The 20,834-nt window shown below is 71.0% G+C and carries 20 protein-coding genes; 1 reads left to right on the forward strand and 19 read right to left on the reverse strand.

From position 1 onward, the window contains the following. Positions 1-787: 787 nt before the first annotated feature. The 14 genes from JT1_RS06465 to JT1_RS06530 form a co-directional block, all read right to left on the reverse strand. Positions 788-985: a hypothetical protein gene (locus tag JT1_RS06465; RefSeq protein WP_169701884.1), complete on the reverse strand. Its 198-nt coding sequence runs from the start codon at positions 983-985 to the stop codon at positions 788-790. A gap of 197 nt (positions 986-1,182) precedes the next feature. Beyond that, entirely contained in the window at positions 1,183-1,476 is a 294-nt protein-coding gene (locus tag JT1_RS06470; protein ID WP_068324845.1) for a helix-turn-helix transcriptional regulator, read from the reverse strand. Between the two features lie 47 nt (positions 1,477-1,523). Further along, positions 1,524-4,247, reverse strand: a complete 2,724-nt coding sequence (locus tag JT1_RS06475) for a cation-translocating P-type ATPase (RefSeq protein WP_082807514.1) — start codon at positions 4,245-4,247, stop codon at positions 1,524-1,526. After that, complete coding sequence (locus JT1_RS06480) at positions 4,244-5,797, reverse strand: V-type ATP synthase subunit B (RefSeq protein ID WP_082807515.1); 1,554 nt, start codon at positions 5,795-5,797, stop codon at positions 4,244-4,246. Before JT1_RS06480 ends, JT1_RS06475 begins: the two co-directional genes overlap by 4 nt. Then, a complete protein-coding gene (locus tag JT1_RS06485; RefSeq protein ID WP_169701885.1) occupies positions 5,794-7,644 on the reverse strand; it encodes a V-type ATP synthase subunit A in 1,851 nt (616 codons plus the stop codon). Before JT1_RS06485 ends, JT1_RS06480 begins: the two co-directional genes overlap by 4 nt. Further along, the gene (locus JT1_RS06490) at positions 7,641-7,991 is read right to left on the reverse strand and encodes a hypothetical protein (RefSeq protein ID WP_169701886.1); all 351 of its coding nucleotides are present in this window, start codon (positions 7,989-7,991) and stop codon (positions 7,641-7,643) included. Before JT1_RS06490 ends, JT1_RS06485 begins: the two co-directional genes overlap by 4 nt. 62 nt (positions 7,992-8,053) lie before the next feature. Next, positions 8,054-8,938 (reverse strand): V-type ATPase subunit, encoded by an 885-nt coding sequence (locus JT1_RS06495; protein WP_068324847.1) that lies wholly within the window; start codon positions 8,936-8,938, stop codon positions 8,054-8,056. Continuing rightward, positions 8,935-9,567: a V-type ATP synthase subunit E family protein gene (locus tag JT1_RS06500; RefSeq protein WP_056886718.1), complete on the reverse strand. Its 633-nt coding sequence runs from the start codon at positions 9,565-9,567 to the stop codon at positions 8,935-8,937. Before JT1_RS06500 ends, JT1_RS06495 begins: the two co-directional genes overlap by 4 nt. 1 nt (position 9,568) lies before the next feature. Next, complete coding sequence (locus JT1_RS06505) at positions 9,569-9,790, reverse strand: ATP synthase subunit C-like protein (protein WP_053208071.1); 222 nt, start codon at positions 9,788-9,790, stop codon at positions 9,569-9,571. A gap of 5 nt (positions 9,791-9,795) precedes the next feature. After that, positions 9,796-11,889 (reverse strand): V-type ATP synthase subunit I, encoded by a 2,094-nt coding sequence (locus JT1_RS06510; RefSeq protein WP_068324848.1) that lies wholly within the window; start codon positions 11,887-11,889, stop codon positions 9,796-9,798. After that, positions 11,886-12,293 (reverse strand): hypothetical protein, encoded by a 408-nt coding sequence (locus JT1_RS06515; RefSeq protein ID WP_068324849.1) that lies wholly within the window; start codon positions 12,291-12,293, stop codon positions 11,886-11,888. The genes JT1_RS06510 and JT1_RS06515 overlap by 4 nt, the downstream gene beginning before the upstream one ends. After that, the gene (locus JT1_RS06520; protein ID WP_068324850.1) at positions 12,290-12,976 is read right to left on the reverse strand and encodes a V-type ATP synthase subunit D; all 687 of its coding nucleotides are present in this window, start codon (positions 12,974-12,976) and stop codon (positions 12,290-12,292) included. Before JT1_RS06520 ends, JT1_RS06515 begins: the two co-directional genes overlap by 4 nt. Positions 12,977-13,232: 256 nt before the next feature. After that, the gene (locus JT1_RS06525; RefSeq protein WP_169701887.1) at positions 13,233-14,366 is read right to left on the reverse strand and encodes a baeRF3 domain-containing protein; all 1,134 of its coding nucleotides are present in this window, start codon (positions 14,364-14,366) and stop codon (positions 13,233-13,235) included. Next, complete coding sequence (locus tag JT1_RS06530; protein WP_068324852.1) at positions 14,363-15,334, reverse strand: TerC family protein; 972 nt, start codon at positions 15,332-15,334, stop codon at positions 14,363-14,365. Before JT1_RS06530 ends, JT1_RS06525 begins: the two co-directional genes overlap by 4 nt. 264 nt (positions 15,335-15,598) lie before the next feature. Between JT1_RS06530 and heR the strand changes: the two genes are divergently transcribed. Beyond that, complete coding sequence (heR, locus tag JT1_RS06535) at positions 15,599-16,351, forward strand: heliorhodopsin HeR (RefSeq protein WP_068324853.1); 753 nt, start codon at positions 15,599-15,601, stop codon at positions 16,349-16,351. 15 nt (positions 16,352-16,366) lie between these two features. Here heR and JT1_RS06540 read toward each other — a convergent pair whose 3' ends face one another. The 5 genes from JT1_RS06540 to JT1_RS06560 form a co-directional block, all read right to left on the reverse strand. Beyond that, a complete protein-coding gene (locus JT1_RS06540) occupies positions 16,367-17,935 on the reverse strand; it encodes a glycosyltransferase family protein (protein ID WP_169701889.1) in 1,569 nt (522 codons plus the stop codon). Then, positions 17,935-18,354, reverse strand: a complete 420-nt coding sequence (locus tag JT1_RS06545; RefSeq protein ID WP_068324855.1) for a DUF2784 domain-containing protein — start codon at positions 18,352-18,354, stop codon at positions 17,935-17,937. Before JT1_RS06545 ends, JT1_RS06540 begins: the two co-directional genes overlap by 1 nt. Before the next feature lie 751 nt (positions 18,355-19,105). Continuing rightward, the gene (locus JT1_RS06550; protein WP_068324856.1) at positions 19,106-19,792 is read right to left on the reverse strand and encodes a universal stress protein; all 687 of its coding nucleotides are present in this window, start codon (positions 19,790-19,792) and stop codon (positions 19,106-19,108) included. A 444-nt stretch (positions 19,793-20,236) separates the two neighbouring features. After that, entirely contained in the window at positions 20,237-20,563 is a 327-nt protein-coding gene (gene mnhG / locus JT1_RS06555; RefSeq protein ID WP_068324857.1) for a monovalent cation/H(+) antiporter subunit G, read from the reverse strand. Further along, the gene (locus JT1_RS06560) at positions 20,560-20,832 is read right to left on the reverse strand and encodes an MrpF/PhaF family protein (RefSeq protein ID WP_218005560.1); all 273 of its coding nucleotides are present in this window, start codon (positions 20,830-20,832) and stop codon (positions 20,560-20,562) included. The genes mnhG and JT1_RS06560 overlap by 4 nt, the downstream gene beginning before the upstream one ends. Positions 20,833-20,834 lie beyond the last annotated feature (2 nt).

A 20,834-nucleotide genomic window follows, 5' to 3' on the forward strand; every position in this document is an offset into this window, starting at 1 on the left:
CTCGCTGACCGTCATGGCGTCCGCCGGGCGAACCGACGTGCCCATCGAACGCGGCCCGCGGTCGGGTGAGTCCTGACGACGTCGATCCGCACGAGCGGGGTTCCCGGCCACAGCTGGCCAACCTCCCCTTCGCGGTCGGCGACGTCGAGTGTCATGCGTCGTTCCCACAGGAGGTGGAGTTCAGGGTCGCGCGAGACCGGGGAGCGGGGAACCGTCAGCATCAAGTGGGCTTCGGCGCCGGCGGACACCCAGCGGTGGAGCTCATCGACGACGTCCCACGACAGCGGCATTCCAGCGTCGGCACGCACGTGGGGCCTGCCATCGCAGCGTCGATTCGCCCGGTGGGCCGTCGTTTCAGCGGGGTGGGGCTGGGCCGGCGCAAGGAGCGTGTCGAGCGCACATCGGCTCGAGAGCCGGTGTCCAGGTCCTCCGATCCCGCGCCGCCATGCCCAAGCCCCCCAAGCCCCCCAGGCCCCCCTCAACGAGCTCGGCTCGTGTTCGAACCTGACCGTCACGCGACTCGCGTGGGGTCCCGCAACCCCCGCGAGGTCTTCGAGACGGTCGCGAAGGTTGCCGTCCGTCGTGGCAGTGCTGCGCCGTCGCACGAACGAGAGCAGTCTGCGGTGCGGGATCGTCAGGGTCACGTGCACGCAGCACCCTGCCTGGAGATGACGTACGACCTCGTCGAGGTCCGTGCGCGACCAGGCACCCGAGACAGGGAGTCGCACGTGGGGGTGGAACGGGTCGCCGCTCGCGGGCATCGCAGCAACCGGCAGCCTGAGGAGCATCATGGACGCCTCCCCGCCGCGTCGACGTACGGGCCGTCGGAGCCATCCTCGGGCACGGACCCGTGGGACGAGTGTCGCCGGTTGCGCCGTGCCGCTGCGCTCGCCTGCCCGCGCCTGACACCGCACCAGCCGAGCTCACGCGCCGCCCAGAGGCCGAGCCAGAGAGCCAGTCCGAGGAGGATGAGTAGGTCGTCCATGCTGATCACCACCGTTGTCGTCGGTCCGGGCCTCGTTGCCCGGATGGTGATCAGGAGTGGTCTCTCCCGTCCCGGTTATGGGACCCGGTCGCCGGGCCGATCAGTCGGGCTGATCAGCCGTGGTGACGTGCGACCGGAGGTGGGGTACTCCCCAACCCTGATGTACGCAGACCTTATCACGAAGTTGTCTTCGCATGTCAAGGGGTGGCGGTGGACTTGTTGACGAGGTCGACGAACGCGCCGATGGTGACTCCGGATTCCAGCTCGTGGCGGAAGTGGGAGTCGCGGGTGACCCGGTATCGGTTGCGCCGACCGACCTTGTCCTTGTCGACGTAGCCGTGCTCCACCAGGTCCGCGACGATCTGCTGCACCGCCCGCTCGGTGATGCCGACGGCGTCCGCGACGTCGCGGGTCCGCGCGTCCGGGTCGCGCGCGAGGGCGACCAGGACATGGCCATGGTTGGACAGGAAGGTCCAGTCGTCGCGGGTCATGATGACTCATGGTACGCGATTCTGGTTTCGTATGTCCCGGGTCGTCCTCAGCCTTCTCGTCGACGCGTGCCCCAGCGGTGGCCGAGCTTGACGAGCTCCTCGACCAACAGCACGCACAGCGCCACTCCGATGCAGATTCCCCACTGCTCGGGTGTGAGGGCGACGGTGTCGAAGATCGCCTGGCCCCACGTCGTGTGCACGGCTGCGATGTGCAGCAGGGCCACCGTCGTCAGGGACACCCACAGCCACCGGTTGGTGAAGGTGTGCGGTGCGAACACGGTGACGTGCTCCGCGCGTGCGTTGAGCGCGTTGACGACCTGGAAGAGCACGAAGGTGGTGAAGGCCATGGTCAGGCTGACGGCCTCGCCCCACTCCTCGCGGGCGAGGATGAGGACCGCGAGGGTGCCGATCGCCATCACCAGGCCCACGCGGGCCAGCCTGATCAGTCGCGCCGGGGAGAGGATCTGATCGCCGCTGCGTCGCGGGGGCTCGGACATGATCCCCGGCCGGGCCGGGTCCACGCCCAGCGCCATTGCGGGCGGGCCGTCCATGATGATGTTGACCCACAGGATCTGCACGGCCGTCAACGGGGCCGGTAGCCCCATCACCGAGGCGCCGAGGAAGGTCGAGATGGCGCCCATGTTGGTGGAGAGCTGGAAGCGCACGAACTTCACCACGTTGTCGTAGATCGAGCGACCCTCCTCGACGGCGCCGACAATGGTGGTGAAGTTGTCGTCGGTGAGGATGAGGTCGCCCGCCTCCTTGGTGACCTCGGTTCCCGTCAGACCCATGGCCACGCCGATGTGCGCCGAGCGCAGCGCCGCGGCGTCGTTGACGCCATCACCAGTCATGGCCACGACATGGCCCCGCGCGGTGAGCGCCTTCACGATGTCGACCTTGTGCTCGGGAGACACCCGGGCGAACACCGCCACCTCGTCGACGACGTCGGCCAGCTCCTCGGTCGACAGCTCGGAGAGCTCGGCGCCGGTCATCGCGCGGCCCTCGATGCCGAGCTCGCGGGCGATGGCGACGGCGGTCGCGACGTGGTCGCCGGTGATCATCTTCACCCCCACACCGGCCCGGTGGCACAGGGCCACCGCCGAGGTCGCCTCGGGCCGCGGTGGGTCGGCGATCCCGAGCAGGCCGAGCAGGGTCAGCGACGCAACGTCGGAGTGTGGCTCGGATGACGGTGACTCGACCAGGCGGGTGGCCACGGCCAGCACGCGCAGTCCGCGCTCGCCCATTGCCGCGATGGCGTCGTCGAGTCGCTCTCGGTCGGACGCGGTGAGCGCAACCTCCTCGCCGCCGAGCAGCCACGAGTCGCAACGCCGCAGCAGCACGTCGGCCGCGCCCTTGGCCAGCACGCGGGAAGCGGGACCCTCGTCGTGGTAGGTGACCATGTACTTGTAGTCGGCGTCGAAGGGGATCTCCGCCGATCGCGACCACTCCTGACGGCGCGCCGTCACGTCGAGCCCCGCCTTGGCCGCCAGCACGACCAGCGCACCCTCGGTCGGGTCGCCGATGATGCCGGCGCTATCCCCATCCCCGTCGCCGTCCGCCTTGAGTTCGGCGTCGCTGCACAGGGCGAGTGCGTCGAGCAGCAGCGGCGGCAGGCTTGCTTGCGCGCCGTCGGAGTAGAGGATTTCGCCGTCGGTGTCGTATCCCTGGCCGTGGACCGTGAGCACGTTCTCGCCCACGCGTACCTCGCGGACCGTCATCTCGTTGAGGGTCAGGGTGCCGGTCTTGTCGCTGCAGATGACGGTGGCCGAGCCCAGTGTCTCGACCGAGGCCAGCCGCTTGACGATCGCGTTGCGGCCCGCCATCCGGTGCACGCCGAGCGCGAGCGTCAGCGCCAGTACGGCCGGCAGGCCCTCCGGGACGGTCGCCACCGCGAGCGCCACGGCTCGCAGGGCGATCTCGGAGGGGGCCTCGCCCCGCGCCAGGGCCAGCGCGACGTACACCGTCACGGCGACGAGCCCGATCACGGCCAGCCGCTTGCCCAGGGTGTCGAGCTGCCGCTGCAGGGGGGTCTGCGGCTCCTCGCCAGTGGCGAGCATCTCGGCGATGGCGCCGACGGAGGTCTCCATGCCGGTGGCGGTCACGACCGCTTCGGCCCGTCCGCGGGTGAGCGCGGTGTTCATGTGGACCATGCCGTCGCGATCTGCGAGGGGGGCGTCGTGTTCTACGGTCGAGTTGGCCCGTTTGGGGACGGGCTGGGACTCACCGGTCAGGGCCGATTCGTCGACCTCCACCGAGGAGGCGAGGATTAGGCGCGCGTCCGCGGGCACCCGGTCGCCCGCCTCGAGCAGGACGACGTCGCCGGGCACGAGGTCGCCGGCGTCGACGACGAGGGTTCGCCCGTCGCGCCGGATCCGCGCCGAGGGGCTCAGCATGTTGCGTAGCGCCTCGAGGCTCTTCTCGGCTCGCTGCTCTTGGAAGAACCCGATGCTGGCGTTGATGAGGAGCACCACGGCGATGACGATGGTGTCCTTGATCTCACCCACGAGGCCCGCGAGGACCGCGGCACCGATGAGCACCAGGATCAGGACGCTGCGGAACTGGTCGAGGAAGCGCAGCAGCACCGGTCGGCGTACGGGCTCGGCCAGCTGGTTGGGGCCGAACCGGTCGAGCCGTGTCCGGGCCTCCTCGCTGCTCAGGCCTTGGGCGGGGTCGACCTCCAGTGTCATGGCCACTTCCTCGGCGCTGGCGGCGTGCGGGTTGCTGAGTGGGGTGCTGTGCGGGGTGGTGCTGGGGACGGGTGCCGCGGTCATGGCTGGCTCCAGGTGGTGCTCTTGGCGGTGCTCTCGGTGCGCTCGGTGGGGGTGGTGGTGGTGCGGTGGTGCTGGGCGACGTGGTCGGCCCCGACCCGGCCTAGCTCGTCGGGCTCGAAGTCGCCGAGCAGTTCCCAGCCCAGGTCCAGGGTCTGGGTGATGGTCCGCCGGGCCTCGCCCTGGCCGACGAACTCCTCCTCGAAGCGACGGGCGAACGCGAGGTAGCGGCGGTCCTCGGCCGTCAGGCCGCTCTCGCCGACGATCGAGACCAGGCGCCGTACCTCGACGCCGCGGGCGTAGCAGGCGTAGAGCTGGTCGGCCAGACCCCGGTGGTCGGCCCGCGTACGCCCCGCGCCGACGCCGGCGTTCATCAGCCGCGACAGCGACGGCAGGACGTCGAAGGGCGGGTCGACGCCGCGTCCGGCCATGTCGCGCGAGAGGACCACCTGTCCCTCGGTGATGTAGCCGGTGAGGTCCGGGATCGGGTGGGTGATGTCGCCGTCGGGCATGGTCAGCAGCGACAGCTGGGTCAAGGAGCCGGTCGAGCCGTGCACCCGTCCCGCCCGCTCGAAGAGGGAGGCCAGATCGGTGTACATGTAGCCGGGGTAGCCGCGCCGCCCCGGCATCTCCTCGCGGGCCGCGGCGATCTCGCGCAGCGCCTCGCAGTACGCGGTGATGTCGGTGAGGATCACCAGGACGTGCAGGTGCTTCTCGAAGGCGAGATACTCGGCCAGCGTCAGCGCCACCCGGGGGGTGAGCAACCGCTCGATGGTGGGGTCGTCGGCCAGGTTGAGCAACAGCACATTGCGGTGCCCTGATGCGCTGGTGGCGAACTGGTCCCGGAAGAAGTCGGCCTCGCGGCGCGTGACGCCCATCGCTGCGAAGACGACCACTACTCCCTCGGTCCCGTCGGCCTGGTTGTCGTGTCTGGCCTCGCCGGGCACCCGGGCCTGGATGGCGATCCGGGCGGCCACCTCAGCGGCGGGCAGCCCGGCCGCGGTGAAGACGGGCAGCTTCTGCCCACGGACCAGGGTGTTGAGGCCATCGATGGCCGAGAAGCCGGTCTCGATGAACTGGTCGGGGTGGATCCGCGCGACGGGGTTGAGCGGCAGCCCGTTCACCGGCCGGTACGCCTCGGCGGTGGGCTCCGGCCGGCCGTCCCGCGGACGCCCGGCACCGTCGAGGACGCGTCCCAGTACGTCGGTCCCGACGCCGGTGACCGCTGCGCGGAACCGCGCGCGCACGGCGACGTTGGCCCGGCCCATGCCCTCGGTGCCGCCGAGCACCTGAACCACCGCGCGGGAGCGGTCCACCTCGAGGACCTGGCCGTCGCGTTCCGTGCCGTCGTCGGTGACGACGGTGACGACGTCGCCGAACGCTACGGCCTCGGCGCCCTCGACCAGCAGCAGCGGCCCGGCCACCCGGCGTACGTCGCGCATCTCGATCGTGGGCAGGATGCCCACGGGTGCGACGGCGACGGCGTCCCGCGCGCGGGTGATCGTGTCCGCGGTGTCTTCCGGGCTGTCTTTGGAGCTGTCCAGCGTGGTCATCGCTGCTCCTCCTCGTCGGTGGTGAGTGCCGCGCGCTCCTCAGTAGCGCGCTCTTTGGTGGTGAGTGCGGCGTGCATGGTCGAGACGGCGTCGTCGAGGTGTCGCTCGAGCGTGTCGTCGACCGGCCAGCCACGTGCTGCGGCGACCGTGCGCAGGACGGGGTGGGCGACGACGTCGGCGACGGGTCGCCCGGCGGTGACCGCAGCGGTCATGGCCTCCTCGGCCGACTTGATCAGTCGCAGCATCGTGACCTGCTTGGCCGGCGGACAGCTGGCGTCGGCGGGGTCGAAGGAGTTCTGCTGCAGGTAGTCCTCGCGGAGCATGCGACCCACGCGCAGGGTGACTCGCTGGGGCGGCGCTACCGCCTCCACGCCCAGGAGGCTGACCACCTCCTGCAGGCTCCCTTCCTCCTGCAGCGTGCGGACGGCCCAGGCGCTGAGGCGCGACCAGTCCTCGGCGACGTGCTCGTCGAACCACTCGCCCAGCCGGTAGGTGGTGTAGCTGCGTGTCCAGTTGATCGACGGGAAGTGGCGGCTGCGGGCCAGGCTCGCATCGAGCGCCCAGAAGCATCCGGCCACGCGCAGGCTGTTCTGGGTGACCGGCTCGGAGAAGTCCCCGCCTGCGGGCGACACGGCGCCGACGACGGTGACCGACCCGCTACGCGGGGTGGAGCCGAGGCAGTCGACGAGCCCGGCGCGCTCATAGAAGGCCGCGAGGCGGGTGGCGAGGTAGGCGGGGTAGCCGTCCTCGGCCGGGATCTCGCCGAGACGACCCGACACCTCGCGCAGTGCCTCGCCCCAGCGGCTGGTGGAGTCGGCGAGCAGGACGGCGTGCAGGCCTTGGTCGCGGTAGTACTCGGCCATCGTGATGCCGAGGTAGACGCTGGCCTCCCGGGCCGCGACCGGCATGTTGGAGGTGTTGGCCACGAGCACGGTCCGCTCCATCAGGGGGCGACCGGTGCGCGGGTCAGAGAGCTGTGGGAACTCCTCGAGCACCTCGGTCAGCTCGTTGCCCCGCTCGCCGCAGCCGACGTAGACCACCACGTCGGCCTCGGCGTGCTTGGCGATCGCCTGCTCGAGCACCGTCTTGCCGGTGCCGAATCCGCCGGGGATGATGCCGGCACCGCCGAGGGCGATCGGGAAGAGGCTGTCGAGGACCCGCTGGCCGGTGAGCAGCGGGCGGTGCAGGGCCTGGTGTCCCCGCACGGGACGGGGCCTGCGGATCGGCCAGCGTTGCAGCATTTGCACGTCGTGGCCCTGGACGCGGGCGATGACCTCGTCGACGCGGTGCGACCCCTCCGCGACGTGCTCCACCACGCCGCGGACGCCCGGCGGCACCAGGACGCGGTGGCGCAGCGCTGTGGTCTCCTGCACGGTCCCGAGCTCGTCGCCCGCCTCCACGCGGTCGCCCGCCACCACGGACGGCACGAACTCCCAGGTCCGGGAGCGGTCGAGGCCGGGCAGGTCGGCGCCGCGCGGGATGTAGATGCCGTGTTCGGCGTTCAGGGCGGCGAGCGGGCGCTGGGTGCCGTCGAACACGGTGCCGAGCAGCCCGGGGCCGAGTTCGATGGTCAGCGGTCCCCCGGTGCCGGTCACGGGGTCGCCGACGCGCAGCCCCGAGGTGTCCTCGAAGACCTGTACCGTGGCCAGGGCGCCGTCGAGGCGGATCACCTCCCCGGGCAGGTCCTGCGGGCCGACCTTGACCACGTCGTAGAGCCGGCACGCGGGTAGGCCAGCGACCTCGAGGACTGGGCCCGAGACCCGCACCACCGTCCCGACCTGGTCGCCGGAACCGGCCGGCGCGCCGCCGTGTGTCGTGCTCGGCATCGTGGTGGGTGTCGTGCTCATGGGTGGTCTCCTTCGGGGACGAAGCTGATCTCGTAGCCGACCGCTCGTCCGAGCAGTCGCTGGAGCTGGTCGTGGGGCTCGGTGTCCACGGCCGGGGCGTCGGGCGGGAGGCCGACCACGAGGACGTCGGTGCGCTCGGCCCAGGCATCGCGGGCGGCGAGTGGCAGTCGAGTCCACGCGTCGTGGTGCACCAAGACCACCGCGCGGCCGTCGCCGGGCAGGCGCACAGCTGTCTCGACAGCTCTGTTGACGGCGTCGGCTCCGATCTCCCCGTCCGGGCCGGGCTCGGGCACCACCGTCGCGGCGCCCGCGAGGCGGAAGCCCGCGTCGACGTCTCGCGGAGCCACCACGACGACCTCCGAGTCCACTTCTGAGTCCATCCGTGGCGCTGAGGGGGTAAGCGCGTTCGTCACGGGGTCCTCCGGTCCGCTCCGCCGGTGACGAGGATCAGTCCGGCTCGGCGGTGTCGGCGCGCGCGCTCCTCGAGCAGCAGCACGTAGCCCACCAGCGGGTCGGCGCTCTCGGCGTCGCCGCGGCGCAGCCGCGCGGCGGCGCCGGCGGTGGCCTCGTCGTGCAGGTCCCGGTCGACATGGCCGAGATCCCCGTGCAACTCGTACGCCGCTGCGGCGGCCCGCCAGCGTGGGTAGACGCCGAGAACGGGAGCCCAGCGGCCAGTGATCGCGTGCTCCAGGTCGCGGACGCCGAGGCGCCCGAGCGGCATCAGCCGGCCGGGGTCGACGTCCGACCGGGCCAGCGCGATGAGCAGGTTGCGCTGGTCCCGCTCGCGGGCGAGGAGGTCCGCGACGGGACGCGAACGCGGGTGGGCCGCGCGTTCGCCCCACTCGGCGTGCGCCGTGGCCGTCACTGCGAGCTCGAGCTCCTCGACGTCGCGGTGCAGCTCGAAGCGTGACCACAGCCGAGGCAGGGCCGCCGCCGTGATCGGCGTCGGCAGCCGCAGCCGTTCGAGGAGGGCCACGACGCCCGCCTCGTCCCGCGTGTGGGCGAGCTCGGCGGCCCGCTCGGGGGTGATGGCACCGACCGCGCGCACCCCCCGGAGCCGGTCTTCAGGCGGGAGGCCCGAGGCCGCGCCGCGCAGCAGCGCGAGGGCGTCGCGCAGGTCGTGTCGTCCCGTCAGCACCTGTGCCACCGCGCGTGCCTCGCCCACGAACAGCTGCGGCAGCCGACGCATCTCCTCGCTCTCCTCGCGATCACCCTGGCCTGCTCCGTCCGGGGTCAGGCGCGACATCCGGGCCCGCAGGGCCGTCGAGCCGGCGACGTACAGCGGTGCCGTCATCGCGGGTCCACCTCCGGGACCACTTCCGCGTCAGCTTTCGCGTCCGCTTCGGGGTCCACTTCCGGGTGCGGTTCGCACACCGCGTCGCGCAGCACCGGGCGCAGCAGCGGCCACGCCGCGTCAAGGCGTCCTTCGGCGGTGTTGTGCACCGCTCGCCCCTGGGCGTCGCGCAGCACGACGCCGACCCCCACGGGTCCAGTCTCCACGACGAGGCAGGGCCGGTGGCGGCGTACGGCGTCCAGGTGGGCCGGATCGACCGTGCAGGAGGTGGCCGAGGGCAGGAGAGCCATCGCCTCGTCGAGGAGGTCGAGCGTGGCCGCAGTCCCGTGGCCTGTGCCGACCAGTTCCTGCAGCTCCTTTCCGGCAGCCGTGCGCACCCGTTCGAGCTCGGCGTCGACCACCTCGCGAACGTGGGCGCGGGACGCGGCTGCCCCGGTGGAGCGGACGCGGAGCGCCTGGTCGCGGGCGGTCGACTCGGCTCGGGTGAGGATGCCGAGGCGGTCGCGCTCGGCCGCCTGGTGGGCTTCCCGGAGGATCTCGCGGGCGCGATGTTCGTCCCGGGCGAGCACGTCGGCCAGGTCGCGACGACCGTCGTGCTCCATGGTCTCGAGCAGCGCCTGGAGGGTCATGTCAGCCGCCCAGCAGGAGCACGATCATGGCCGCGACCGCGAAGCCCAGGATGACGAGCGTCTCGGGGATGGCCACGAGCAGGATGGCCCGACCGGCGAGCTCGGGCTTCTCGGCGATGGCTCCCATGGCCGCCGCGCCGATCCGCGCCTGGGCGTAGCCGGTGGCGAGGGCGGCGAGGCCGACGGCGAGTCCTGCTCCGAGGGCGATGAGTCCGGTTTCCATGTGTGTCACCTTTCGTGGGTGGCGTCGGCGATGCGGACGCCGTTGGTGGTGCCGTGCGGCGGGACGCCGACCGGGTCGAAGGTTGGGGTGAGGAGTGGGCCGAGCGGTCGGTCGCGGGGTGGGGTCAGGAGTGCGCGGGGGTTGAGGGCCCCGTGGGCGCCGAGGGGTTGGAAGGCCTGGCCCTCGCCGTCGTGGAACTTGCTGAAGAACTCGACGTAGTGCAGTCGCAGGGCCTGGACCATCGGGCTGAACGCCGCCAGACCCAGGTTGAGCAGGTGCAGCAGGACGGCGACGAACAGTCCGATGAGGAGGGGCAGCTCGGTGGCGAGCTCGTTGGCGACGTTGGCGAGGTAGACCGAGGCGAGTCCCACCGCGGCGACCCGGAGGTAGGACAAGACGTTGCCGACCGTGCCGATGAGCTCGAGTGGGCCGAGGAGGGCGCCGATGGGGCCGTGCACGGAGCTGGTGGCCACGAGTCCCACGACGGCGGGGACCAGCGCGGCGAGGGTGACCCACGAGGGGGCGTTCAGGATGGTGGCCGCGATGGCCGCGGTCGCGCCGAGCAGGACGGCCAGGGTGCCGCCCACCTCGAGGGTGCGGTGCCGGTCGCCACGGCGCAGCGCGGTCACCAGGCCGAGGGTCAGGCCGAGCACGATGTGGGACCAGCCGAGGGCGACGGCGAAGAGCAGGAGGGGCTCGAGGGCCTCGGGTCCGCCGCGGTAGAACCACAGCGCCGGCATCCCCCACATGTTGCCGAGGCTGCCGAGCGCCTCGCCGAACATCACGCCCCACAGCACCGCCCACGCACCGCCGGCGATCAGGACGCGGCCGGCGTCGTCCATCACCCCGCCTTCCACACCGCCGCGGTCGTGCGTGCGTGCCCGGTGGCGCAGCCACCAGCCGATGCCGGCGAGCGCGGCGCCGTAGACGACGTCGCCGACCATGACACCGAAGAGGAACGGCAAGAAGATCGCCATCAGTCCGGTCGGGTCCAGCCCGTTCGGGGAGGGCCAGGAGAGGAACCCGACCAGGCGGCGGTAGGGGGACCATGCGGCGCGTCCGGTCAGCTCCACCGGGGAGGGGCCGGGGACCTCGCCCGCCGGGGCGTCGACGACGGCCACGTCGGCGAGGCCGTCGCGGTCGAGCTGCTCGCGCACCTCGCGGCGACGGTCTGCCCGCACCCAGCAGCGCAGGAGGAAGGTGCGCTCGGAGAGCGCGGCGGCCGCGACCGCGGCGTCGCGTTCGGTCAGCACGAGCAGCGCACGCGCGGCGGCGCGCAGCCCGGGGGCCTCGCGGAGCCAGAGCGCGTCGAGGTCGGCGCGGACGGCGTCGAGGTCGGCCTGGAGGTCGACGAGCCGGGCGCGCATCCGCACGAGCGTGGTGTGCAGGGACAGGTGGGCGTAGTCCTCGGGTACCTCGACCCGGCTGATCTCATCCGCGCCCATGAGACCGAGGACCTCGGGCAGCCGGTCGCGGGCCACCACCAGGAGGCAGCCGCGGGCGCGGCCGGCGTCCGTACTGCGGAGCATGAACCCGTTGCCGGCGAGCTGCCGCAGCTGGGTCTCGAGCAGTCCGACCACGGCCCCGGCCGGGTCGTCGAGCACCAGCGCGGTCATCGCCAGTCCCAGCAGCTCGAGCTCGGCATCGGAGAGCGAGGTCAGCTCCGGCACGAGGGTCTCGAGCTGGGCGAGGACGTCCACGTAGCGCGCCAGCGCGTCGCGCTCCTCCTCCAGCGAGGCCTGGGCCCCGCGCAGGGACTCGACCTCGAGCTCGAGCGTCGCGATGTTGACGTCGGCGTCGCGCGGGTCCACCGGTGCGGCGTCCGCGCTCCGGCGTGGCGACTCGCGTGCCAACGAGGCATCTGACGGCGCCCACTCCAGCAGGCGTTGCACCCGGGCCAGCAGGTCCCGCCTGGCCATACGGTCCTCACCCTTGTTCGCAGCCGGGTCTGCAACCGGGTCCGCAGCCTTGTCCGCACTGCCGGTCGGCGCCCCGGATGGCGTCACCTCGGCGACCCCGGCTCGCTGGAGCGACTCGACCGTCTCGAGCAGCTGCTCGCGTCGGCCCAGGAGCTGGACGTGGTGCAGTCGGCGGATCATCGGCTCGCCTTCGGGGTCCGGTCGGCCCGCTGGGCCACGGTCGGGGCCACGGTCGGGGCCACGGGCGGGGTCACGGTCGGGGCAACGGTCAGGACGGCGGCGACGGTGGCGGCGACGAGCTCCTCCCGCAGGCGCACGGCCCGCTGCGTCACCTCGACGCCGATCCGCTGCTGTTCGGCCTCGTCGGCCTGTACCCATTCGCGTGCCTCCTGCAAGATACGCGCGGACAGGCGGTCGGCTTCCGCGGCGGCTTCCGCGGCGAACTCCCCCACGAGGAGCTCCGCCTGCTCCCGGGCCGCGACAACGCGGGCGTTGCTCTGCCGCGCCTCCTCGAGACGGGCCTCGATAAGCCGCTCTAGCTCGCGCACCTGGCGCATCGCGGCCGGATCCTGCATCTGCGTCATCGCCGTTCCTCCTCGTCGGGTCGCGGCACGGGAGGATGGTCCGGTGCCGGTCGGTCCTGCGGGACGCGACGTCGCTCCCGCGCCCGCTTCAGGCGGGAGTGCTCCTCACGCTCGCGCTCCTCGAGGACCGCGGTGATGTGGGCGGCCTCCTCCTCGAGTCCGGGGATGACGACGTTCTCGAGCGCGTTGACCTGGCGCGTGGTGCGGGCCACTTCCTCGGTGAGCCGGCGCACCGTGGCCTCGAGGGCCACGAAGCGCAGGACGTGCTCGAGGTACCGCTCGTAGGCCTCCGCCGCCGCCTCGATCGACGGGGCCACCAGCACCGGTGCCGCGCCGCGCTCCTCGGCCGTCCGTCGCAGGTCGTTGGCCTGCACCGTCACGACCCGCACGCCGACCACCATGCGGTCCTCGCGCTCGGCGACGACGCCGTTGGCCGCACCCGACGCGACCGCCGCGACGGCGGCCGGGCCCTCGTCGGCGGTGCTCTCGTCGAGCAGCGCGCGAGCCTCCCGGGCGAGGACGGCGGCGGCCTCACGCTGGGCGGACACGTCTGCGTCGAGACGGTGCAACTCGCGCACCAGGGCCATCCGCTTGTCGACCAGAAGGTCACGGCCCTGGGCCGCGAAGGCGATCGCCGAGCGACGCCGCAGCAGCTCGGTCCGGGTCGCGGTCAGGGCCGTCATCGCCGCCACCCCGCAGGGCCGACCCGCCCGGGCGGACGGCGCCGATCCTTCAGCCGGTCACGAAGTAGCTGAGTATTCACGGAGAATGCCTCCCGACAGTGGTCGGAAGGTCTTCCCCGCCACACCCCGGGAGGTGTGGTCGGCCACCGGGTCGCAGGACGACCGGAGTGACGATGGCCGGTTGGTGGGGTACTCCCCTTCAAGGGTTTCTTACGCATCAGATTACGTGAATCGTGCTGCGGTGTCAAGGTTGGCACTAGCGCCGCAGGACCAGCGCAATCCGGTCATGGTTCGCGAGGTCGCCGTCGGCCACCAGCGCCAGCTGGCCGCCCATCAAGATCACCTGCTCCATCAGGTCGTCCACCAAGTCATGCACGTCGCCGGCCCCGGAGGCATCCCCGGAGGCGTTCCCTGAGGAGTTCGCAGGAGCCCCGCGTCCGGGTGCCGTCGTGCCTGGACTGATGAAGTTCTCCTCGACCAGCAGCATCGCGGGCAGGCGTCGCCCGAGGGCCCGCCAGCACTGCTCGATGCCCGAGGCCACGTCCGTGGGTCGATCCGACTCTGCCTGGCGCAGCAGCGCGAGTGCGTCGTCGCGTCGTGTCCGCAGGTACGCCTCGACGGACGTGATGCCGGCCAGGGCCAGGTCGAGGGCCGTGGCGCAGTCGCGGTCATCAACCCGCCCGGCGAGCCGCTCCAGATTGGCACTGAGGGAGCAGAACTCCTCGAGCAACCGCGGCGGACCCACCAGCACGAGCGGGCTCGGGTGGTCGGCCCGGTAGTCGCCCAGCATCCGGTCGACCTTGCGCAGGAACCTGGCCATCAGCTCCGTTCGGGCCTCGGCGGCGCCCGGCTGTCCGGCACCCGGCACCCGGATCGGCCGCCCCGAGCCAAACGGCTCGGACCGTCCCACTGGGCGCAGTCCGCCGTCCTCGGAGGCGTACAGGTGGGCGCACGTGGGGTGTAGCAGCAGCACGGCGTGGGGTGGCATGCGGTGCAGGGCCGCGATGAGCGGCCGAGTGGCGAAGGTGCTCTCCACCACCGCCCGGGCGGTCACCGACTGTGGCAGCCGGAACGAGCGGGCGACGGCCCGGTTCACGTAGATGCACAGCCCCAGGTCGGTCGGCTGGTCTCCCGCGCGGTCGACCTGCTCGGCCAGCTTGTCCAGCAGCGCGGACCGGTTCATCACGCCACGCTCGGCGAGCGTGTGTTCCACGTCTCGGACCAGGTCGTCCAACCTCGACCGGTCCTCCCTGGTCATGCGCGGGGACGGCTTCGTCGGCAGGAGGACCGAGATGCACGGAAAGCCGGAGGTGATCGCCAGGTCGGCGATGTCCCTGGTCCTCAGCGCCACCGGCGAACCGCCCGCCTTGGGACGCGTGCGGGGGCTCATCGCAGCACCTCGTCCTCGTCGGACGCGTGGGCCGGCGTCGCGTGGGGGGCGACGGTGGCCTGGTCACGAGTCGCGCGGAGACTGGCGATGACCGCAACGGCGATGCAGCTGGCGATCACGCCGAGGGAGAGCCAGATCGGAACCTTGTAGACGTCGAGGAGCAGCATCTTGATGCCGACGAAGACCAAGATCGCGGCGAGGCCGGCCTTGAGGTAGATGAAGCGGTCGATGAGATCGGCGAGCAGGAAGTACATCGCTCGAAGGCCCAGGATGGCGAAGGCGTTGCTGGTGAAGACCAGGAACGGGTCCTGGGTGACGGCGAAGATCGCGGGGATGGAGTCGACGGCGAAGATGATGTCAGTGGTCTCGACCATGATGAGGACGAAGAACAGCGGCGTGGCCACCCACTTGCCCGCCTGCTTCACCCAGAACTTCTGCCCGTGGTACTCCTCCGTCGAGGGGATCTTCCTCTTGGCCAGTGCCAGCAGCTTGTTGCGCGAGAGGTCCATCTGGTCGTCGCGGTGGCGGAACATCTTCCAGCCCGTGTATACGAGGAAGGCGCCGAAGAGGTAGAGGATCCAGGCGAAGTTCTCGATCAGGACCGCGCCACCGGCGATGAAGATCGCCCGGAAGACCAGTGCCCCGAGGACGCCGTAGAACAGGACCCGGTGCTGGTACTCCCGCGGCACGGCGAAGTAGGTGAAGATCAGCGCGAAGACGAAGACGTTGTCGACCGCCAGCGACTTCTCGATCAGGTACCCGGCGTAGTACTCGCCGCCGGCCTGGGCGCCGTAGGCCCACCAGACGATGCCGCCGAACGTCAGGCCGAGGCTGACCCAGACCGCGGACCAGGCGGCAGCCTCCTTGACACCGACGACGTGAGCGGTGCGGTGGGCGAACAGGTCGATCGCCAGCATCACGACGATGACGCCCAGCACCGCCGCCCAGGCCCAGAAGGGAACATCCATGACAGCTATACCTCCAGCGTGACCACTCGACCAACAGCCGAGCGTGACGTTGGAGGTCTCCCCCGCCGCCCGGTCCGTGGACCTGGCGACCGCCGCACCGGACCGGGCAGGGCCGGTCGAACTGTCGATGTCAGCGAGGGTGGGGTACTCCCCTCATGCGCTACAGTATTCACGAAGCACACTTCGGAAGTCAAGTCCCGCACACGAGGAGCGACCATGTCCGGCCAGCACCGCGAACCATCTCCCGATCCGCTTGCTCCCGAGGTGGAAGCCTTGGCTCCGAAACTGCGACGCGACAACCTGGTAGCAGCCGTGCTCCACCTCGCCCAGGCCGTCGCGGTCCTCGCCCTGGCCACCAGCTTCGCACTCCCAGTCACCGGGACCTACCTCGCCGGCCCACCCGGAACGACGCCGGAGGAGCAGGTCGTTCTCTTCGACGTCCCAACCGGTGCCGCGGTGGCAGCGTTCCTCCTGTTGTCCGCGCTGGCCCACGTCGTCGTCACCACCACCTGGGGGGCCGGCTACCGGGCCGACCTCGCCCGACGCCGCAACCGGGCTCGCTGGATCGAGTACTCCGTGTCCTCGTCGCTGATGATCGTGCTGATCGCCCAGCTGGTCGGGATCTCCGACGTCGCGGCCCTGCTGGCGCTGTTCGGCGTCAACGCCTCGATGATCCTGTTCGGGTGGCTCCAAGAGCACTACGAGGACCCGGGCTCGCGCGGCTGGCTGCCGTTCATCTTCGGGTGTGCCGCCGGGATCGTGCCGTGGCTCGCGATCACGGTCTACCTGGTGTCACCGCAGTCCACCTCCGGGGCCGAGCCGCCCGCCTTCGTCTACGGCATCTTCGTGTCGCTCTTCGCCTTCTTCAACGTCTTCGCCCTCAACCAATGGCTGCAGTACCGCGGCCTCGGACGGTGGCGCGACTACCTGTTCGGCGAACGGGTCTACATCCTGCTCAGCCTCGTCGCGAAGTCAGCGCTGTCCTGGCAGGTGTTCGCCGGCACCCTTGCCAGCTGACCTCACCACTGGAGCTCACCACTGGCTGCTGCCGCAGTTCGGAGCGTCGGCGAGTCGCCGTTCGACGTCGGCGCGGACCAGGACGTTGTACCCGCAGATCGTGGCGGCCGGCTCGTAGTGCTCCTCGATCATGGAGCGGAGTCGGCCGTCGTCATCGATGTCCCACGAGTTCACCCCGTTCAACACGACGAACCAGGTCGGCCGCGAGGGTCCGTCGAGCAGGCGCTCGAGGCGCTGCTGGTCCGGGTCGAGGGTCCGCATCGGCAGGCTCCAGAGGTAGGGGTAGGGAGTGGGCAGGTCGGCCGCCTCCACGACCTGCGAGTTCCCGTACGCGACCACCATCGTGTCGCCCTCCTCGGCGGAGTCGGCCACCCACCCGCCGATGAGCTGGGGGTACCACAGCCGCGGCGAGGCCTGGTAGGCGAGCGTGGTGGTGGCCACTGCCCCCAGCGACGCGACCGCCGCCCACAGCGCCAAGCCGCGCATCAGCCGCCGCCCGGCGCCACGGCCGGCGCTCACCAGACCCGCCGCGAGGCCCGCAGCGGGAGCCAACGCCTGCAGGTAGTCCAGCCAGTAGCTCCCCCCGACCACGATGCCGATCGCGCTCCACCCGAGCAGGGCGAGCAATGCCCACTGCTCGGCCGCGAGAGGGCGAGGCCGACGCAGCAACCCAACCAGCCAGGTCATCACGACAGGCACAGCCGCACTGGCCACGGCGGCGAGCACGAGGAGCCGAGCGCGCTCCATCGGTGCCGAGTGGTGGGACGCGGCCAGCACCTGTCCCGCCTCGACACGGAAGGCGATCACGTCCTCCCACATCACGTCCATCGCGACCCCCTTGAGGTGGGCCCACGCCGCCAGCGCTGCGACGACGACGACGGTGCCCGCACCGAAGCCGGCGGCCAGCGTGCCGAGCCGCGTCCGAGACCCCGGATGCCGCAGCGCCGAGACCGCGATCAGCACCCCGGCGAAGGCGAACGCGTCGACGAAGTTCTGCTTCGCCAACGGCGCAGCGGCAGCGAGCACACCGGCGACCAGCCCCCAGCCGACGGTCGTGCGGAGGTCACCGGCTCGCCAACCGTGCAGAATCGCGGCGATGCTACCCGTGACGAAGAGGAGCGCGAACATCACGCCGTCGGCCTGATCGGCCGCCAGCGCCGGGGAGCACATCAGAGCCGCCGTCACCACCGCTGCCCACCTCGCCGCGACCGGGCCGGCCAGCAGGCCGGCGGCGCGAGCGGTCGCCAGCACGATCGCCACGACCACCGGGATCGTGATGACCCGGATCGCCGCGTCGGTGTCCCACAGGGCCGCCAGGCGGAAGAACGCCATCAGCAACGGCGGCCGGTCGACGTGGAAGTCGCCGTAGATGAACTCGCCCTCGCCCGGCGCCCAGTGGCGCGCAGCATGCAGGCACCCACCCTCATCGGAACGAATCGGCTGGGCCACGAAGACCGAGCGAACCGCCACTACAGCCGCACAGGTCAGCCACAGGACACGCGTGGTGACGCGCTCGTCGTACGAACGACCGGGCCGATTCGCGGGACCGGGCGCTGCCGGGCGGTCCGCCAGCGCGGTGTCCATCACCCGGGCTCGGCTCCTGGTGAGCTCGCGCTCGCCGTCGCGGCTCGTTCGCCGGCACCCTGCTCCGCACGCCGTCGGAGCCGCAACACCACGTAGGCGTACGTCGCGAGGATGACCACCAGGTGGGTCGCGTACACGAAGGTCTGGGTGCCGTCGGGGAGCAGGATCCCGAAGACGTAGTGGTCGAGGAAGGAACCGGAGTACGGCGTGCCACCGGCGCGTTCGACCAGGTCCTTCTCGAGCACCGTCAGGGGACAGCTGCCCTGAGTGATGACGATGCCGACCCCCCACGACACCACGGCGAGGTGCGGGACGAACCACACCCGCGACACGAGGGCAAGCAGGGCGCCGAGCATCTGGAAGACCAGGAACGCCAGGTGCAGGAGGACGACGGCCCACGCCATCAGGGTCCAGGCCATCGCAGTACCCCTCTCGGCCCTCGCCCGCCAGTGACGCCAAGGATGACGGAGCCGCTCGCCGGGGCGGTCACATCCACCGCTGGCGGGGCGTCCGCGGTTTGGTCGCTACGACCATGCGTCGGACCGCACTGACGAGACGACCACCTGGAGAGGCGAACCAGGTTGGCCACGCCCCTTGGGTCCGACCGGAGACCTGAATCTTGAACATCATGGACGCCACCCGAATCTCGGCGAGCCGTTCCTACGTCTCGCTGCGGATGGTCTCTCCCGTCCCTGGCGGGACCGGGCTCCGGGAGCCGTTGGCACCGTGTTGACGAAGCCCGCCACGGGGATACTCCCCATTGCACGAACCAGTATTCATGCTTTCGTCATCGTTTTCAAGGGTTCGGCACGGAAGGATTCGACCTGAGGACGACTCGAAACCAGGGGTTGAGGATGGTGCGGCGGAATACGGACTGCTGCAAAGGGGTGCGCCGTGGATCGGCTTGACGGTGGTGCCGCCGTGCGACGACGCACTTGCCACCGCATCATCGGCGAAAGGCCTTCAATGACCACAGGGGCCGCGAGAGCACTGAGCGGCGCCAGAAGCCTGCCAGCGTATCGGGCGGCTTGTCGTGGGTCGGAGAAATCTCATCATGCCAGCGGGACGTCGCTGCACGGACAGATCAAGTCGAGAGACGCGCGCCGGCCTCGGGACGCAGCCCACGCGCCAATCCAGGGGGTCACCGGTCGCACCCCCATCCCAAGCGGCCTACCCCAAGCGACCTCGACGAGCACCCCCCGGCCGCTGCCGTTGCCAGCGGGCGCGGCCTGCCTGTGAGCGAGACTCGACCACCAGGACCGGCAGACGGGAGTGGCGAACCAACCACGACGAGACGCTGCCGAGCAGGCGTGTGGACAGTCCACGACCCCGGCGTCCCACCACGATCAGATCCATGCCCCGGTCCTCGGCAAACCACAGCAGGGCTTCACCAGGCGGACCGGCCAACACCGCGAAACCTACCTGGCCACCGACGCCGCGGACCCGTGCGGCTGACGACCTCAACCGATGCGTTGCGGCATCGATGTCTGCGTAGCTGGCATCCTCGGTCGCGTCGTGGCACACCACCTCCGCCAGCACGAGCAGTCCGAGATGAGACCCGAGGAGATCGTTCGCCCGGTCGAGAGCCGCTTGCGCCTCCACCGAGCCATCCAGACCGATTAGCACCCGGGGCCCGTCCGCGGCCTCAGCCTCCTGTCCGGGTGACGCCGGGCCCGGCACGACCAGACGGGGACGCCGTTCGACCCGCTCGAACGCGATCGGGACGAAGATCGGACCGAACGCCACCGCGATGACCGCCCACCTGGGGTCGTGTCCGCGACGAGCCATCCACAGCCCGACGGCGAGCCCGAAGAGCACCCAGCCCACGGCGACCATCAGAACTTCGTCTGTGCTCATGTCAGGTCCATCCCCGCCCAACACCAAGGACACGAGCAGACCACCGACGAGACCGGATCGCTCGCCAGCCGAGGACACGAAGGTCAACCATGCAGATCACCACCGTCGCAGTAGGCGCGGGCGCCGGCCGGGAACCGGATCAACGGGTCGAGCCGCCACCGGAGTGAAGCCCGAGCTGGGCACGTTCAACGCGTCAGGAGCGTCTCATCCAGCGATGGACCCCCCAAGCCCACATGCGACAACGTTATCACGAACTCTGGTTCGTTCAAAATCGTGCTCTCCGTCCTGGCCGCCGAAAGGACTCGGCTGTCGTACCCAACCTGACCCAGGTCAGCGATTGACGGCCAAGTCATCACGGCACTCCGCGAGCGTGGCTACGTCAGTTCCCGCGCTGGCCCACTCGCTCGTCGACCACCAACTCGCCCCTCACGGGCTGCACGACCTTCAGGGTGGAGATTCGAGCTCGTCCTGGGTGCTTGGTGTCCGAGGGGCTCTCGAGAGCCAGGCCGCCTCGGCGATGGCGATGCCGGCAATAGGCACGGTGAGCAGCTGTAGCACGATCGCGAGGCTGAGAGTGATCACCGAGGCCGGACTCGGGTCGAGGATCAGGACGCCGAGCAACACACTGACCACGCCAAGTCCGGCGGCCTTCGCGGCCGCGTTGATTCGGGCGTATACGTCGGGCAGCCACAGCAGTCCTACCGCGGCGCTCGCGAACAGCGCGACGCCCACGAGCACCAGCACTCCAGCGGCCAGCTCCTGGGCACTCACGGCGAACGCCGATCGACCAGCCGCGCAAGCGCGACGGTGGTGAGAAATCCGGCCAGGGTTGCCACCATGACGAGGCTGTAGAGGGTCGGCTCGTCGAGTCGCGCCGCCAGGAGCGCCACGGCGGCGATGAGAACCGCGAAGCCAACGTCGGCCGCCAGTGCCCGGTCGGCGTCGGTGGGGCCGCGCACCATCCGCACCATGGCCGCGACGAGCGTGCCTGCGAGCACCAACAGCGCAAGGTCCAGCACCGAGCCCAGAGACGGCTCCACGT

The sequence above is a fragment of the Janibacter terrae NBRC 107853 genome (genome assembly GCF_001591405.1).
Classification (GTDB): Bacteria; Actinomycetota; Actinomycetes; order Actinomycetales; family Dermatophilaceae; genus Janibacter; species Janibacter terrae.